The following is a 15,046-nucleotide window of genomic DNA, read 5'->3' as shown; positions in this document are numbered from 1 at the left end:
TCTCGCCTCATGCCTGTCATTCCCACAGACCTCCCCGCCCTCGCCCAATCCATCAAGGAGTGGGGCCGCGAACTGGGTTTCCAGCAGGTCGGCATCAGCGGCCTGGACCTTGCCGAGCACGAGCAGCATTTGCAACGCTGGCTCGACGCGGGTTATCACGGCGAGATGGATTACATGGGCGCCCACGGCAGCAAACGCTCGCACCCCGAAGAGCTTGTACCGGGCACATTGCGAGTCGTGTCCCTGCGCATGGACTACCTGTCGGGCGACACGCACATGGCGCAGATGCTCGGCCAACCGGAGAAAGCCTACGTCTCGCGTTATGCATTGGGCCGCGATTACCACAAATTGATCCGTAAACGCGTGCAGCAATTGGCAGAAAAAATTCAGGCAGTCATCGGCCCCTTCGGTTATCGCGCCTTCGTCGACAGCGCGCCGGTATTGGAAAAAGCCATCGCCGAACAGGCCGGCCTGGGCTGGATCGGTAAAAACACCCTGGTATTGAACCGCAAGGCCGGTAGCTATTTCTTCCTGAGCGAGCTGTTTGTCGACCTGCCGCTGCCGGTGGACCCACCCCATGCCAGCGAACATTGCGGAAAATGCACCGCGTGCCTGGACATCTGTCCTACAAATGCCTTCGTCGGGCCCTACGTGCTCGATGCCCGTCGCTGCATTTCCTACCTGACCATCGAACTGAAAAGCGCCATCCCCGAGGAACTGCGGCCATTAATAGGCAACCGGGTGTTCGGCTGTGACGACTGCCAGATCGTCTGCCCATGGAACCGCTTCGCCCGACCATCCGGGGAAAGCGACTTCAAGCCACGGCACAACCTGGACAATGCCGGGCTGGCCGAGCTGTTCATGTGGGACGAGGCGACTTTCCTGAGCAGCACCGAAGGCTCACCGCTGCGCCGTGCCGGTTACGAGCGCTGGCTGCGCAACCTCGCGGTGGGCCTGGGTAATGCGCCGTCAACGATTCCCGTGCTGCAAGCGCTGGAGGCACGGCGCGACTACCCGTCAGCGCTGGTGCGCGAGCACGTGGAGTGGGCGTTGCGTCAACATGCCGAGCGTCAAACCTCGTCGTTGTAGACGAATTTCGGCATTTCCCAGTGAAAACGAATCGCCAGGAGCCGCAGCAGGAAACCGCCGAACAAGGTAATGAGGATCGCCTGTTCGCTCGGCAGTTGCAGGAAGACGCACAACAGATAACACCACGCCGCGGCAAACGAAACGCTGGCGTAGAGCTCGCGACGGAAGATCAGTGGAATATCGTTGCAAAAGATGTCCCGCAGAATACCGCCGAACACCCCAGTGATGACCCCACTGACCGACGCCACCAGCATGCCATGGCCCATTTCCAGGGCCGTCATGCAGCCGATCAGGGTGAACGCCACCAGCCCCACGGCGTCGAGCACCAGGAACAACGAGCGCAAATGCCGCATCCAGCGCGCCAGGAACACCGTCAGCATCGCCGCTGCGGTGGTCAGCACCAGGTACTCCGGATGCTTGACCCACGTGAGCGGGTAATGACCGAGCAGCACGTCGCGCACCGAGCCACCACCCAGCGCCGTGACACAAGCGATCAGCACCACGCCGAACCAGTCCATACCCCGACGCCCGGCAGACAAGGCGCCAGTCATGGCTTCCGCGGTGATGGCGATCAGATAAAGCATCAGCAACATTGACAACGATCCTTCAGAAATACGCGCGCGTAGGAGCTGTGTAGGAGCTGACGAGTGCAACGAGGCTGCGATCTTTTGATCTTCACTCACGACTCAATTGTCAGGGGAAAGATCGCAGCCTCGTTGCACTCGTCAGCTCCTACACAGCTCCTGTACAGCTCCTACACAGCGTCTATAGGGCGCCTTTAGAACTTGATGAAGTGCTTACGGTAATGCTGCAACTCGGCAATGGACTCGCGGATGTCGTCCAGCGCCAGGTGGCTGCCGCCTTTCTGGAAGCTGTCGCGTACTTGCGGCGCCCAGCGGGCGGCCAGCTCCTTGAGGGTGGAGACGTCCAGGTTGCGGTAGTGGAAGTAGCTTTCCAGGGACTTCATGTGGGTATACAGGAAGCGACGATCCTGGCAGATGCTGTTGCCGCAGATCGGCGACTTGCCCTTGGGCACCCACCGCTCCAGGAAGGCGAGGGTCTGGGCTTCGGCCTCGGCCATGCTGATCTTGCTCTCGCGCACCCGCTGGGTCAGGCCCGAGCCGCCGTGCTGGCGCGTATTCCACTCGTCCATGCCAGCCAGGATTTCGTCGCTGTGATGGATCGCGATGACCGGGCCTTCGGCCAAGGTGTTGAGGTCGCTGTCGGTGACGATGGTGGCCATTTCGATGATGACGTCGGTGTCCGGGTTCAGACCGGTCATTTCCAGGTCGATCCAGATCAGGTTTTGCGGGTTTTGCATAGGGAAGCTCCTCGGCGTAGCCACGCAGTTTAGCCTAGGCCGACCCTTGGGCGTGCTAAACTCGCGGCCGTTTTACCCTATTCGCTGCATTTCTTCATACGGAACACCCATGGCCAAACGCCAACTCAATCGTCGTCAAAACTGGCGCATCGAAAAGATCCAGGGCGAGCGCGCCGCCCGCGCCGCCAAACGCGAATCCAGTGCTGTCGAAGCCCTGGAGGGTGGCGACCTGGGCCCTGAACAGACCGGCCTGGTCATCGCCCACTTCGGCGTGCAGGTCGAGGTCGAGGCCCGGGAAGGCGAACTGGCCGGCCAGGTGTTCCGCTGCCACTTGCGCGCCAACCTGCCGGCGCTGGTGACGGGCGACCAGGTCGTTTGGCGTGCCGGCAACCAGGGCATCGGCGTGATTGTGGCGCAATTGCCGCGCCACACCGAGCTGTGCCGCCCGGACAGCCGAGGCCAACTCAAGCCCGTGGCCGCCAACGTCGACATGATTGTCATCGTGTTCGCCCCGCTGCCCGAACCCCACGCCAACCTGATCGACCGTTACCTGGTGGCCGCCGAGCACGCTGGCATCCGTCCGCTGTTGCTGCTCAACAAATTCGACCTGATCGACGAGCACAACGCCCCGGCGCTGAACGCGCTGCTGTCGGTCTACCGGGATCTGGGTTACCCGGTGCTGGAAGTCTCGGCCCACCACGGCAACGGCATGGAACAACTGCAACAACAGCTGGACGGGCGCATCAGTGTGTTCGTCGGCCAGTCCGGCGTCGGCAAGTCATCGCTGGTCAACAGCTTGCTGCCGGACGTCGAGACGCGCGTCGGGCCGTTGTCCGAACTGTCCGGCCAGGGCACCCACACCACCACCACGGCACGGCTGTTCCACTTCCCTGGCGGCGGTGAATTGATCGACTCCCCGGGGATTCGCGAGTTCGGCCTGGGCCACGTCAGCCGGGCCGATGTCGAAGCCGGGTTCATCGAGTTCAACGAGCTGATCGGCACCTGCCGCTTCCGCGACTGCAAGCACGACCGCGAACCCGGTTGCGCCCTGCTCAAGGCCTTGGAAGAAGGCCGCGTGCATCAGCAACGGATGAACAGCTACCGCTCGATCATCGCCAGCCTGCCGGAAAGCAGTTACTGACCTGGAATGTGAGCCAGACACAATTGTGGCGAGGGGATTTATCCCCGCTGGGGCGCGAAGCGCCCCTCTTCTGTGCATCACTCTGAATTCAGAATGATGAACAACAGGGGCTGCTTCGCAGCCCAGCGGGGATAAATCCCCTCGCCCCAGATAAATCCCCTCGCCACAAACTTGCTCGCGCCAGTCAGATCACTGCGCCGGCGGTTCCGCCGGCTTCGGCGCCACGTCGTCGAACAGGTTCAGGCGTTCGCGCAATTCATGGGCAGGCACGGGTTGCTGGTCCGCCGGTAACGCGTTCGGGTCCGCCGCAGCTCCCGGCGTCGCCGGCACTTCACCTGGCGCGCCCTGGCCCTGGGCCGGATCCGGCGCCGGGTCATTGGTTTGTGAGCCCTCGATGGCCTGCTGGGCCTTCTTGGTCAACACCACGATATCGATGCGTCGGTTGACCGGGTTGAACGGGTCCTTGCGATCGAACAGCGCTGAAGACGCATAACCGACCACCCGTGCCACCTGCTCATCCGGGTAACTGCCCGCCACCAGGGCGCGACGTGCCGCGTTGGCGCGGTTGGCGGACAGCTCCCAGTTACCGAAGTCTCCCTTGCCGATGTAGGGCTTGGCATCGGTATGACCGCTGATGCTGATCTTGTTCGGCACCGCCTTGATGGTGTCGGCCATGGCCAGCAGGATGTCTTCGAAATAAGGCTTGAGGCGCGCACTGCCTGAGTCGAACATCGGTCGGTTCTCGGCGTCCATGATCTGGATGCGCAAGCCGTTCGGCGTGATCTCGAACAGAATCTGGTCCTTGAACTTCTGCAGTTCAGGATTTTCTTCGACCTTGTTCTGCAATTCCTGCAGCAGCAATTCCAGGCGCTCGCGCTCGACCTGTTCGGCCATGCCTTCGACCTGTTCGGAATCCACCGTCACCTTGTCGGGCTGGGGCTGGGACTTGACCTCAGGATTGAGGGTCGTGTCCGGCGCCAAGGTCGGCGAACCGCCCAGGTCAATGATGTAGGGCGTGCCACTTTCAGAGAAACCGACCGGGTCCTTGAAGTAACCGGCGATGGCGATCTTCTGTTCCGGGGTTGCCGTGGACAGCAGCCACAACACCAGGAAGAACGCCATCATCGCCGTCGCGAAGTCGGCGAAGGCAATTTTCCAAGCGCCGCCGTGATGCCCGCCGGCAATGCGCTTGACGCGCTTTACAATAATCGGCTGGTTATTTTCCATGGTTTAACGACCGCGAACCGCTTGTTCCAGCTCGGCGAAGCTTGGACGGTGCGCCGGGTACAGGACCTTGCGACCGAACTCCACCGCCAGCGATGGCGGCATGCCCGAGGCCGAGGCCACCAGGGAAGCCTTGATGGCCTCATAGACATTGAGCTCTTCCTTGGCGTCGTGGGCTAGGGAGTGGGCCAAGGGACCGAAGAAACCGTACGCGGCCAAAATACCGAAGAAGGTACCCACCAGGGCCGCACCGACGTGCAGGCCGATGGATTTCTGGTCGCCATCCCCCAGGGACGCCATGGTCACGACGATCCCGAGTACCGCCGCGACGATACCGAAGCCGGGCATGCCGTCAGCGATGCCATTGACCGCGTGGGACGGGTGCTCCAGGTCTTCCTTGAGGCTGTACAGCTCCATGTCGAACAAGCCTTCGAGCTCATGGGGCGCCATGTTGCCGGACGACATGATGCGCAGGTAATCACAAATGAACGCCGTCATGCGGGCGTCCTTGAGTACCGCAGGGTACTTGGCGAAAATCGGGCTGGCGGCAGCGTCTTCGATATCGCCTTCGATCGCCATCATGCCTTCGCGGCGGCTCTTGTTGAGAATCTCGTAGATCAGGCCCAGCACCTCAAGGTAGAAGGTGTGGCTGAAACGCGAACTGAACATGCCCAGGGACTTCTTGAGCACATGCATCGTCATATAGCCAGGGTTGGCCTGCAGGAATGCACCGAGGGCCGCGCCACCGATGATCAGTACCTCGAAAGGCTGGATCAGGGCGGCAATCTTGCCATGGGAGAGCACGTATCCGCCGAGCACGCTCGCGAACACGACGATGATGCCGATAATTTTAGCCATAGATAGAAAGTACTTATTTAAGTCGGGTTCAAGGTCATATTCGGAAGCTGAAAAATCTCTTCTTCTACTTATCGGCAAAACTGCGCCAGACTATAGGCTGTTCAGGCGAAAAGCCAATTTGCCCCGTTCCGGGCGTAGAGAATTCATACGATGATCACGTCCAGCCATGACTAACGAAACGAAGGTTCCAACGCCACGACCGACCACCCTCGAAGGCTGGGTGAAGCTGCTCGGTGGCGTACACCTGCCAGTGCCCCAGGCCAGCCACGACATGGTCTGCAAGGCCATTGCCGACAGCCGCCGTTCGTTGCGTGACATCGCCGAACTGATGCAGGACAGCCCTGCCCTGGCCCTGAGCGTCATCCGCGAGGCCAACCATCACACCCATGGCAGCCTTGCAGAACCTGCGGAAAATCTCGAAGTGGCCATCAACCGCCTCGGTCTCAAGCGTACCGAGGAACTGCTCGCTCGCCTGCCGTCGTTGCCGGGGGACGAAATTCCCATCGCCTTGCGCCAGTTGCAATTGATCAGCCAGCACGCCACGCAACAGGCCAATGGTTTTTTTGCCAGCCGCCTGGCGCGGCTGTGGCAGGACATACACTGGGGCAGCCTGTTGTTTCTCTCGCCGCTCTGGCCACTGGCCCTGACTCACCCGCGGTTGCTGGAGGAGTGGGAGTTGCGGGTCGTCCACAAAGGCGAGCCTGCGCGCAAGGTGGAGCGCGAATTGTTCGGCGTCAGCCTGCTGAACATCTGCCTGGCGCTGGCAGAGACCTGGCGCTTGCCTATCTGGGTGGCGCAAGGTTATCGCCTGTTGCTCAATGAACGCCGTGAGCTGGTGAAAGTCCTGCGCATCGCCCGGGACAGCGAGCACCCGCTGCGCCAGCAAAATCGCCTGGACGACGACCCGACCCTGCGGCGCTGGCTCAATCAACCGGCCAATACCGTGTTGCTGGCCAACGGCCTGGCACTGTCAGCGCAACAGGCCTGGGACGGCCCCCACAGCGCCCGCTGGCAATACCTCACCAGTTTGTATCTGCAGATGCCGATGGATGAGGTCCAGCAACAGCTGCACCAACAAGCCGTCACGAGTGCCCGTCATGACGCCATGCCGGACCTCTGGCATCCGGCCGTGGCGCTGATCTGGCCCTGGGGCAGCCGTCACATCCATCCCCGCTTGCTACCTCCTCCTCCACCCAGCGCCGAGGACCTGAGCCAGTGGCGCAAGCAATGTTCCGCTCTGCTGGTGGAACCGAGCCCCTTCAGCAATGCCATGCACCTGACCACCTCGGCACGGGACGTGTTGGTGGCCTGTGGCATGCGCCGGGTGATGATCCTGATGGCCGACCGCAACCAGACAAGCGTGCGCGTTCACCAGACTGCCGGCCTGCCGAAAGAAGCCGCGGCCATGAGCTTTACCATCAGCCAGAGCAAAATAGTGCAGCGACTGCTGGCCCAGCAGGCCCAGGTTCGCCTGACCCCGGACAACAACGCGCAGTTTTCGGCGCTGCTGCCACCGGGCCTGCGCAGCCTGTTCCGAGGTGAGCACCTGCTGTTGCGCTCCCTGACCTGCAATGGCCGGGTGATCATGCTGGTGGCGGTGGACCAGGGTGGCGGACCGTTCTCGGACGTGACCGTGCAAGCCTTCGGCAAAACCGTGCAATGCATCGAAAGGGCCCTGCATACCTTTACCAACCGCGGCCGCTGAACTTGCTACAATCCTTTCCCTTTGCGCCCCTGGAGACCTCACATGCCTGACTTCTCTGGCTTGCCGCTGGTGATCGAGCCGAGCGAACTGCTGCCGCGCCTCGACGCCTGCGAACTGATTCTGGTGGACCTTACCAGCGCCGCCCGCTACAGCACCGGGCATATTCCTGGCGCACGCTTCGTCGACCCCAAGCGTACCCAGCTCGGCCAGCCGCCGGCGCCGGGCCTGCTGCCGGCCCAAGCCGACCTGGAAGCCCTGTTCGGCGAGCTCGGGCACAACGCGGATGCGGTCTATGTGGTCTATGACGATGAAGGCGGCGGCTGGGCCGGGCGGTTTATCTGGCTGCTGGACGTGATCGGCCACTCGAACTACCACTACCTCGACGGCGGCTTGCTGTCGTGGCTGGATGAAGGCCTGCCGGTGTCCGTCGAAGTGCCTGCACCGGTTGCAGGCCCGGTCGGCCTGATGCTGCACGACGAGCCCACCGCCACCCGCGAGTACCTGCAAAGCCGCCTCGGCGCGGCCGACCTGGCGATCTGGGACGCTCGTGGCCCGCTGGAATATTCCGGCGAGAAAGTCGTCGCAGCCCGAGGCGGGCACATTCCCGGCGCGGTCAATTTCGAATGGACTGCCGGCATGGACCAGGCGCGCAACCTGCGCATCCGCAAGGACATGCCGCAAATCCTCGAACGTTTGGGCATCACGCCTGACAAAGAAATCATCACCCACTGCCAGACTCACCACCGCTCCGGCTTCACCTACCTGGTGGCCAAGGCGCTCGGTTATCCAAGGGTCAAAGGCTATGCCGGTTCCTGGGGTGAATGGGGCAACCACCCCGACACACCGATCGAGCTTTGAAGGTTCTTAAGGACAGTTAATGAAAAACCGTTTGTTCATCCTCACCCAATACCTGCTGCCCCACCACCTGCTGTCGCGGCTGGCCGGCTGCATTGCCGAATGCCGCGTGCGCTGGTTCAAGAACGCCTTCACTGCGTGGTTCGCCAAGCGCTACCAAGTGGACATGTCCCAGGCGCTGGTAGAAGACCTGAGCGCCTACGAGCACTTCAACGCCTTCTTCACCCGCGCCCTGAAAGACGGCGCACGCCCGCTGGACGACACCCCGGGCGCGATCCTCAGCCCCGCCGACGGTGCCGTCAGCCAGCTCGGCCCGATCGAGCATGGTCGGGTCTTCCAGGCCAAGGGCCACAGCTTCAGCGTGCTGGAACTGCTGGGCGGTGATGCGGCCAACGCGGCGCCGTTCATGGGCGGCGACTTCGCCACCATCTATCTGTCTCCCAAGGACTACCACCGCGTGCACATGCCGCTGGCCGGCACCCTGCGGGAAATGGTCTACATCCCCGGGCGGATTTTCTCGGTCAACCAGACCACCGCCGAAAACGTTCCGGAGCTGTTCGCCCGCAACGAGCGCGTGGCGTGCATCTTCGACACCGAACGCGGGCCGATGGCCGTGGTGCTGGTGGGCGCGATGATCGTGGCATCCATCGAAACCGTCTGGGCCGGGCTGGTGACGCCGCCCAAGCGCCAGCTGAAAACCTTCCGTTATGACGAAGCTGCCCGCGCGCCGATTCATCTGGAAAAAGGCGCCGAACTGGGTCGCTTCAAGCTGGGTTCGACGGCCGTCGTGCTGTTTGGGCCGGACCAGGTGAAATGGGCCGAAGGCCTGGTGGCCGGTTCGCCAGTGCAGATGGGCCAGGGCCTGGCACTGCCAAAAGCCTGATTCACGCCCGCCCTTGAAGCAGGCCTTGTAGAGGATCTGCAGGGATTCAGCCCTGTGGGAGCAAGGCTTGCCCGCGATGAACGATAACGCGGCCGATTAAGAAACCGCGGCCCCCGCATCGCGAGCAAGCTTTGCTCCCACAGCGCATTCAGGGCAACACACCTGCCTGTCAGCTGCTAGAGTTGGAAAAATCACGTTCATTTCCCGCCGGAGCCCGTACACGGCATGAATGAGACCAGCCCTCTCCAGCTATTACGCGTCCTGACCCCAACGCAATCACGCCTGTCGTTCTGCGACGCCACGCCACGCGACCTCAAGCGCTGGATCGCCAACCTGCCCAAGGCCAACATCGGCGAAACAGCCCGCCTGTTGTACCAAGCCCTTGGTGAACTCAACCAACTGCTCACGCCCAGCGACAATCGCCTGCAACTGCTCGAGCTGCTACGGCCCGAGGTGTATTACGTCTGCAAGCACTTGGAGCGGCACTTCCTGCAACAGGCCATCGTGCTGGATGAACGCTCGCGCAAGATCGTCAACCTGTGCCAGGCGCTGCAAACCCAGTTGGCGATGGGCTACAAACAGATCGTGGCGCGTATCGCGTCGAAATACACCAAGGACCGGGCCCGCCTGCTGAGCACCGCGCTGCAACGGGCGATACACGCCCTCAATGGCCCGCTGCTGCGTGCCAGTCAGTTGTACAGCCCAGTGCCTGAAGGGCTTTGGCTCGACTTGCATCAGTTGTACCGGATCGCCTGCCTGCATCGGCTGCAGCACTTGGCCGTGAGTGATGAACTGGCCAGCCAGGTTCATCAACTGAACACCGAGCAGACCTATGTCGTCGCCCTGTTGCTGGGGGCGTCACGCAGCAATCAACTGCGCCAGAGCCAAATCGGACGGCTGACCGAAGCGCTCGAATCCTGGAGCCAGTGGGTCAAGCTGGACCCCGCCAGCAGCGCTGCCGGCCTGTTCGCGGTCGCTCCGCAACTGGACGTCGGGCCACGCTACCGCTCCAAGTTCCGCGCCGAACAGCAGCTAACCTTGCAGGGCTTCGATCCACAGCCTCTGGTGCGCGCAATCGCCACGCACCTGGAACAACCTGCCGAGCACAGCCTGCCAGTACCGGGAGGCATGAGTGTCGACACCTTGCATCACCTGCAAGCCGCCTGGGGCGAAGCGGCGGAACGCAGTTTCCAGCGCACCGAGGGCAACGGCACGCTGACACTGTGCGTGGGCATGAGTGCGCTGCACTACTACCTCGGCGGCGAGCGCTCTTTCAGCGAGATCCTGAAGAACCCCAGCACACGCAAGGCACAGTTCGAAGCCTTGCCAGCCAAGACCAACGACACTTGGAAGCAGGCTTTCGACGCCGCCCCGGCCGGCGACAATGACCTGTTGCCCTATGAAGAAATCGAGTATCCGGTCAACCCGGCCGATGACGACGGCAGCAGCTCCGACAACCAGCATCACTTCCCGACCTACGACCTGCCGATCATCAACCACAGCCCTGGTGGTTATTGCCTTGGTTGGCCAAAAGAGGTGCCGGAACAACTGCAAGCCGGGGAAATGATCGGTATCCGCGACACCAGCGACCAAGCCTGGAGCGTTGCCGTGGTGCGCTGGATCCGGCAAGTGCGCAACGGCGCCATGCAGATGGGCATCGAACTGGTCGCCCCCCATGCCCAGCCTTGCGGGCTGCAACTGGTCCGGGAAGAAAATGAGCACGGTCACTACCTGCGCGGGCTGTTACTCCCCGAGATCAGCGCCATTGACCTCCCCCCCACTATGATCGCCCCGCGCCTGCCGTTCCAGGAGGGCCAGCGGGTGTTGATCAACACCAACGGCCAGGAACGCCGCGCCGGCCTGGACCGTCGGGTCACCAGCACCCACAGCTTCAATCAGTTTGCTTATCACCCGGAAGACTCAACCGCCACCGGGGATGGCAGCGAGCAAGAAGGGAATTTTGATTCGTTGTGGAAGTCGCTGTAGGAGCTGCCGAGCGAAGCGAGGCTGCGATCTTTCCAACACCAATTGAGTCTCAAACGAAAGATCAAGATCAAAAGATCGCAGCCTTCGGCAGCTCCTACACAAGCTCCCTCGCCACAAAAGCATGACTCCAAAACCGGTGTGTTACTCAGAGCTGCCCGTCACGATCCCTGAAGCCCAACAGGTACAACACCCCATCGAGTCCCAAGGTGGAAATCGCCTGCCTGGCCGACTGCTTGACCAGCGGCTTGGCGCGGAACGCCACGCCCAGGCCCGCTATCGCCAGCATCGGCAAGTCGTTGGCACCGTCACCCACGGCGATGGTCTGCTCCAGGCGCAGGCCTTCTTTTTCAGCCAGTTCTCGCAGCAGGTCCGCCTTGCGCTGGGCATCGACGATCGGCTCGACGGCCACGCCGGTCACCTTGCCATCCACCACTTCCAATTCGTTGGCGAACACGTAGTCGATACCGAGCTTGGCCTGCAACTGCTTGGCGAAGTAGGTGAAACCGCCGGACAGGATGGCGGTCTTGTAGCCCAGGCGCTTGAGTTCGGCGAACAGCGTCTCGGCGCCTTCGGTCAGGCGCAGGGAAGCGCCAATGGAGTCCAGCACGCTGACGTCCAGCCCCTTGAGCAGCGCCAGGCGCTCTTTGAAGCTGGCGCGGAAATCCAATTCGCCAGCCATGGCTCGCTCGGTGATGGCCGAGACCTTGTCGCCCACGCCGGCCGCCTTGGCCAGTTCGTCAATGACTTCGGCTTCGATCAGCGTCGAGTCCATGTCGAACACCGCCAGGCGGCGGTTACGGCGGAACAGCGAATCTTCCTGGAAGGCGATGTCGACGTTCAGCTCCTGGGCCACACTGAGGAACTCGGCACGCAACGCCTGGGGATCGGCCGGCTCGCCACGCACCGAAAACTCGATGCAGCCCTTGCCCTTGTCTTCCGGGGTGTCCAGCGGCATGCGCCCGGACAGTCGGTCGATGTGATCGATGTTCAGGTCATACTTGGCGGTGATCGAGCTGACACGCTGCAACTGCTCGGCGGTCACCTTGCGAGTCAACAGGGTAACGATGTGGCGCTTCTTGCCCTGGCCGGCCACCCAATGCCGATAATCGTCCTCGGACACCGGGGTGAAGCGCACCTGTTGGTCTAGCTTGTAGGCAGTGAACAGGATGTCCTTGAGCACCGACTTGCCTTGTTCGGCGTCCGGGATTTCAACCAGGATGCCGAACGACAGCGTGTCGTGGATCACCGCCTGACCGATGTCGAGAATGTTCACACCACCCTGGGCCAGAACGCCGGTAATGGCCGCAGTCAGACCCGGACGGTCGCTGCCAGTGATGTTTATCAGGACGATTTCGCGCAAGGCGCACCCCCGCAGGTGGAAAAAAACCGCATTCTACCCACATTCAGTGACCATCGGGCACCGCCAGTGCTTTGCCGGTCATGGGGCTGTCGCTATACTGCGCGTCAATTTCACGGACAAAGAGCCGAGCTCAGTGAACCGGCCCACGCCAGTCAAAACCGACAACTTCTTCCTGCTCATCTTCCGTGCACTGCGTCACCGTCGTGTGCCGATTGCATTGCGCATTGCCAGCCATAACGTAATCCTGGTCGCCCTGGCCCTGGTTATCTATGCCTGCGTGATGGGCTTGCAGTTCAAGCAAGCCATGCATGAGCAGGCCGATGCCCTGGGTGAAAGCCTGACCACCCAGACTGCCACATCCGCCACCGAACTGCTGGTGTCCAACGACATCCTCAGCCTCAACGTGCTGCTCAACAACCTGACCAAGAACAAACTGGTCGCCCACGCCGCCATCTACAGCGTGGACAACCGGATCCTCGCCGAGGCCGGCCAGCGCCCCAAGCCTGGCCTGCTGGGCGAGCCCGGCGGCATGTACCAGAGCAAGATCACCTTCCAGGACGTGACCGCCGGGCAACTGCGCATCAGCCTGGACATGGACCAGTTCCAGCAACCGATGACCATCAGCCTGCAAAGCATGGGTATCCTCAGCGCGATCCTGCTGGCGCTGTCATTGGCCTTGAGCCTGCGCCTGGGACGGCACATCTCCACGCCGCTGCTGCAATTGCGTGTCTGGCTGCGGGACATCGACGAACACACGCCGGCCACCCAGCGCCAGGACGAAATCGGCGATCTGGCCCGGCAACTGCACGAAAGCTTCGCACCGGAGCCTGAGCCCGTGCCGGAACCTGAAGACATCGACTATGTGGACGACGATGCCGAACCGGGCTTCGAAGTGCGCAACCTGCGCGACCCAGGGTTTGATGAAAGCCAGCCGATGCCCGCCTCCAGACCGGCGCCACGCCACCTGGTGCGCACGGTAGAGGACGAGGAAGACGACGACGCGTTCGCCGACCTGCGGGACGAGTCAGTCGATGGGGCACCTCAACCGGTCGCCAGGCCAGTCGTCTCGAACCTGCCCCAGCACAGCGCCGTACTGGCCGTGCAACTGGGTGCCCAGGACCAACTGCGTCGCCTGCCCCAGGCGCGCCTGAAGGAATTGCTTGAGCGCTACCGCGACTGCCTCGACCAGGCCGCATCGCTCTATCAGGGCGAATTGCACACCCTGAACGACGGCAGCACGCTGATGCTGTTCCACACCGAAGACAGCGGCGACGACTACCTGACCAACGCCATTTGCTGCGGTGAGTTGCTGCGCGCCTTGGGCCACCAGTTGCAGATAGAAGTCGCCGACAGCGGCATCACCCTGCAACTGCAACTGGGCCTGACCCTGGGTGATGGCTTGTTCGGCCTGAGCCAGATCGACCTGCTACTGACCGAAACCGCCCAGGACGCCCTGGCACTGTCGCAGCACAGCCGCAACCTGCTGCTGGTGGAGCGCAAGATCAACGACGACGCCCTGATCCGCCAGCGCGCCCGCATCCGCCCCATCGCCAGCCCCGAAGGCGCGTGCTGCGTGGAGCGGTTGATGGAGCCTTATCCATCGATGCTGGAGCGGCAGTTGGCACGGATGCATGAGCGTCAGGCCTGAGTCTCAGGACCTGAAATGACGAAGCCCGCAGATGAGTGATTGTCTGCGGGCTTTTTTGTTGTCTGGGCCGGCCTCATCGCGAGCAAGCTCGCTCCCACAGGGGCCTGTGGCCATACAGAGAACCTCCTGTGGGAGCGAGCTTGCTCGCGATAGGGCCGATACAGGCGCCGGAAAATCCAACCGGCAGAAACAACAAAGCCCGCATCAACGCGGGCTTTGTTTTGTATCCGGTCCCACCATCAGAACCTGAACACTTCCATGTCCGTACGAATCGGCAAAGCCATCGGGATCTTGTCGTTGTTCTTTTCTGCCGGCTTGGCCGGGGCGGGAGCAGGCTTGCGTGGAACGTCTGCAACAGGCGGCTGGTTGGCCAGGGGCTTGAGCGACACGGACAACTGTTCGGCCAGGCGTTGCAGGAGCACGCCCTGGGCCTGGACCTGTGCCGCCGTGGTGCCGGCATGTTGCTCTTGCAGATGAATGATGCGGTTCTCACGCACCTTGCCACGACGGTCGATCAATCGCCATTGGGCATCGAGCACTGCCGGCTGGGCTTTACCCGAGTCCAGGCGGGTAATCGACAGCAGCACCTGTACATCCGGGGTGAAGCCTTGGGTTGCAGGTGCCAGCACCACACGCTGGCTGTCCAGGTGCCCGGCAACCTGGCGTAGCAGCAACTGATCGATGTCCGAAGACAGGCTGCCAGCCCAACGCCCGTCAGTGGCGGCTTGCAGGCTGCCGTCCGGCTGGCGTTGCAACAAGGTTTCGCGTTGCAGGTAGTCGGCGATCAGGACCGGCCCCAGCAATACTGCCATGCCTGTGCTTTGCGCAGGCTGGGCTGGGGTTCCGCTGTCCAGTTGGTACAGCGACACCGGCTGGTTCATGCTGCAGCCCGCCAGGCCAAGCAGGCCGGCGAGCCACAAAATAGGGAGGCGCAGAGCAGTCATCGTTCCGTCCAGGTGGCAGCCACAAGGCTTAC

13 protein-coding genes are annotated in these 15,046 nt (G+C 62.3%); 7 read left to right on the top strand and 6 right to left on the bottom strand.

Annotated elements, in window-relative coordinates; genetic code table 11:
- Positions 1-9: 9 nt before the first annotated feature.
- The gene (gene queG / locus AC09SL_RS17840; protein ID WP_058546521.1) at positions 10-1,089 is read left to right on the top strand and encodes a tRNA epoxyqueuosine(34) reductase QueG; all 1,080 of its coding nucleotides are present in this window, start codon (positions 10-12) and stop codon (positions 1,087-1,089) included.
- Here the strand turns inward: queG and AC09SL_RS17835 are convergent.
- A complete protein-coding gene (locus tag AC09SL_RS17835) occupies positions 1,071-1,682 on the bottom strand; it encodes a trimeric intracellular cation channel family protein (RefSeq protein ID WP_058546520.1) in 612 nt (203 codons plus the stop codon). The two genes, queG and AC09SL_RS17835, sit on opposite strands and share 19 nt — an antisense overlap.
- 185 nt (positions 1,683-1,867) lie before the next feature.
- Positions 1,868-2,410: an oligoribonuclease gene (gene orn / locus AC09SL_RS17830; RefSeq protein WP_058546519.1), complete on the bottom strand. Its 543-nt coding sequence runs from the start codon at positions 2,408-2,410 to the stop codon at positions 1,868-1,870.
- Between the two features lie 109 nt (positions 2,411-2,519).
- Here orn and rsgA point away from each other — a divergent pair, with 109 nt between their 5' ends.
- On the top strand, positions 2,520-3,551 hold the full coding sequence (rsgA, locus tag AC09SL_RS17825; protein WP_028237543.1) for a small ribosomal subunit biogenesis GTPase RsgA: 1,032 nt from the start codon (positions 2,520-2,522) through the stop codon (positions 3,549-3,551).
- 189 nt (positions 3,552-3,740) lie between these two features.
- On the opposite strand, the gene motB is transcribed toward rsgA, so the two are convergent.
- The gene (motB, locus tag AC09SL_RS17820; RefSeq protein ID WP_058546518.1) at positions 3,741-4,778 is read right to left on the bottom strand and encodes a flagellar motor protein MotB; all 1,038 of its coding nucleotides are present in this window, start codon (positions 4,776-4,778) and stop codon (positions 3,741-3,743) included.
- A gap of 3 nt (positions 4,779-4,781) precedes the next feature.
- Positions 4,782-5,633: a flagellar motor stator protein MotA gene (motA, locus tag AC09SL_RS17815; RefSeq protein WP_058546517.1), complete on the bottom strand. Its 852-nt coding sequence runs from the start codon at positions 5,631-5,633 to the stop codon at positions 4,782-4,784.
- Positions 5,634-5,799: 166 nt separating this feature from the next.
- Here motA and AC09SL_RS17810 point away from each other — a divergent pair, with 166 nt between their 5' ends.
- The 4 genes from AC09SL_RS17810 to AC09SL_RS17795 all read left to right on the top strand — a co-directional run bounded on the left by AC09SL_RS17810 (position 5,800) and on the right by AC09SL_RS17795 (position 11,062).
- Positions 5,800-7,338, top strand: coding sequence for an HDOD domain-containing protein (locus AC09SL_RS17810; protein WP_058546516.1), 1,539 nt, complete (start codon positions 5,800-5,802; stop codon positions 7,336-7,338).
- 42 nt (positions 7,339-7,380) lie between these two features.
- The gene (locus AC09SL_RS17805) at positions 7,381-8,196 is read left to right on the top strand and encodes a rhodanese-like domain-containing protein (protein ID WP_058546515.1); all 816 of its coding nucleotides are present in this window, start codon (positions 7,381-7,383) and stop codon (positions 8,194-8,196) included.
- A 19-nt stretch (positions 8,197-8,215) separates the two neighbouring features.
- A complete protein-coding gene (asd, locus tag AC09SL_RS17800; protein ID WP_058546514.1) occupies positions 8,216-9,076 on the top strand; it encodes an archaetidylserine decarboxylase in 861 nt (286 codons plus the stop codon).
- A gap of 225 nt (positions 9,077-9,301) precedes the next feature.
- A complete protein-coding gene (locus AC09SL_RS17795; RefSeq protein WP_058546513.1) occupies positions 9,302-11,062 on the top strand; it encodes a hypothetical protein in 1,761 nt (586 codons plus the stop codon).
- A gap of 145 nt (positions 11,063-11,207) precedes the next feature.
- On the opposite strand, the gene serB is transcribed toward AC09SL_RS17795, so the two are convergent.
- The gene (gene serB / locus AC09SL_RS17790) at positions 11,208-12,422 is read right to left on the bottom strand and encodes a phosphoserine phosphatase SerB (RefSeq protein ID WP_058546512.1); all 1,215 of its coding nucleotides are present in this window, start codon (positions 12,420-12,422) and stop codon (positions 11,208-11,210) included.
- Between the two features lie 133 nt (positions 12,423-12,555).
- Between serB and AC09SL_RS17785 the strand changes: the two genes are divergently transcribed.
- Positions 12,556-14,070 (top strand): AhpA/YtjB family protein, encoded by a 1,515-nt coding sequence (locus tag AC09SL_RS17785; protein ID WP_058546511.1) that lies wholly within the window; start codon positions 12,556-12,558, stop codon positions 14,068-14,070.
- Between the two features lie 239 nt (positions 14,071-14,309).
- Here AC09SL_RS17785 and AC09SL_RS17780 read toward each other — a convergent pair whose 3' ends face one another.
- A complete protein-coding gene (locus AC09SL_RS17780) occupies positions 14,310-15,014 on the bottom strand; it encodes a PqiC family protein (RefSeq protein WP_058546510.1) in 705 nt (234 codons plus the stop codon).
- Positions 15,015-15,046: the final 32 nt, after the last annotated feature.

This window comes from Pseudomonas sp. PF05, from assembly GCF_056521845.1.
This window is presented reverse-complemented; position numbering and strand designations above follow the sequence as displayed.

Bases quoted from the DNA above. Each gene is read 5' to 3' on its own strand.
- orn (WP_058546519.1), bottom strand. From the start codon at position 2,410: ATGCAAAACCCGCAAAACCTGATCTGGATCGACCTGGAAATGACCGGT.
- motB (WP_058546518.1), bottom strand. From the start codon at position 4,778: ATGGAAAATAACCAGCCGATTATTGTAAAGCGCGTCAAGCGCATTGCC.
- AC09SL_RS17780 (WP_058546510.1), bottom strand. From the start codon at position 15,014: ATGACTGCTCTGCGCCTCCCTATTTTGTGGCTCGCCGGCCTGCTTGGC.
- queG (WP_058546521.1), top strand. From the start codon at position 10: ATGCCTGTCATTCCCACAGACCTCCCCGCCCTCGCCCAATCCATCAAG.
- AC09SL_RS17810 (WP_058546516.1), top strand. From the start codon at position 5,800: ATGACTAACGAAACGAAGGTTCCAACGCCACGACCGACCACCCTCGAA.
- motA (WP_058546517.1), bottom strand. From the start codon at position 5,633: ATGGCTAAAATTATCGGCATCATCGTCGTGTTCGCGAGCGTGCTCGGC.
- AC09SL_RS17795 (WP_058546513.1), top strand. From the start codon at position 9,302: ATGAATGAGACCAGCCCTCTCCAGCTATTACGCGTCCTGACCCCAACG.
- AC09SL_RS17835 (WP_058546520.1), bottom strand. From the start codon at position 1,682: ATGTTGCTGATGCTTTATCTGATCGCCATCACCGCGGAAGCCATGACT.
- rsgA (WP_028237543.1), top strand. From the start codon at position 2,520: ATGGCCAAACGCCAACTCAATCGTCGTCAAAACTGGCGCATCGAAAAG.
- asd (WP_058546514.1), top strand. From the start codon at position 8,216: ATGAAAAACCGTTTGTTCATCCTCACCCAATACCTGCTGCCCCACCAC.
- AC09SL_RS17805 (WP_058546515.1), top strand. From the start codon at position 7,381: ATGCCTGACTTCTCTGGCTTGCCGCTGGTGATCGAGCCGAGCGAACTG.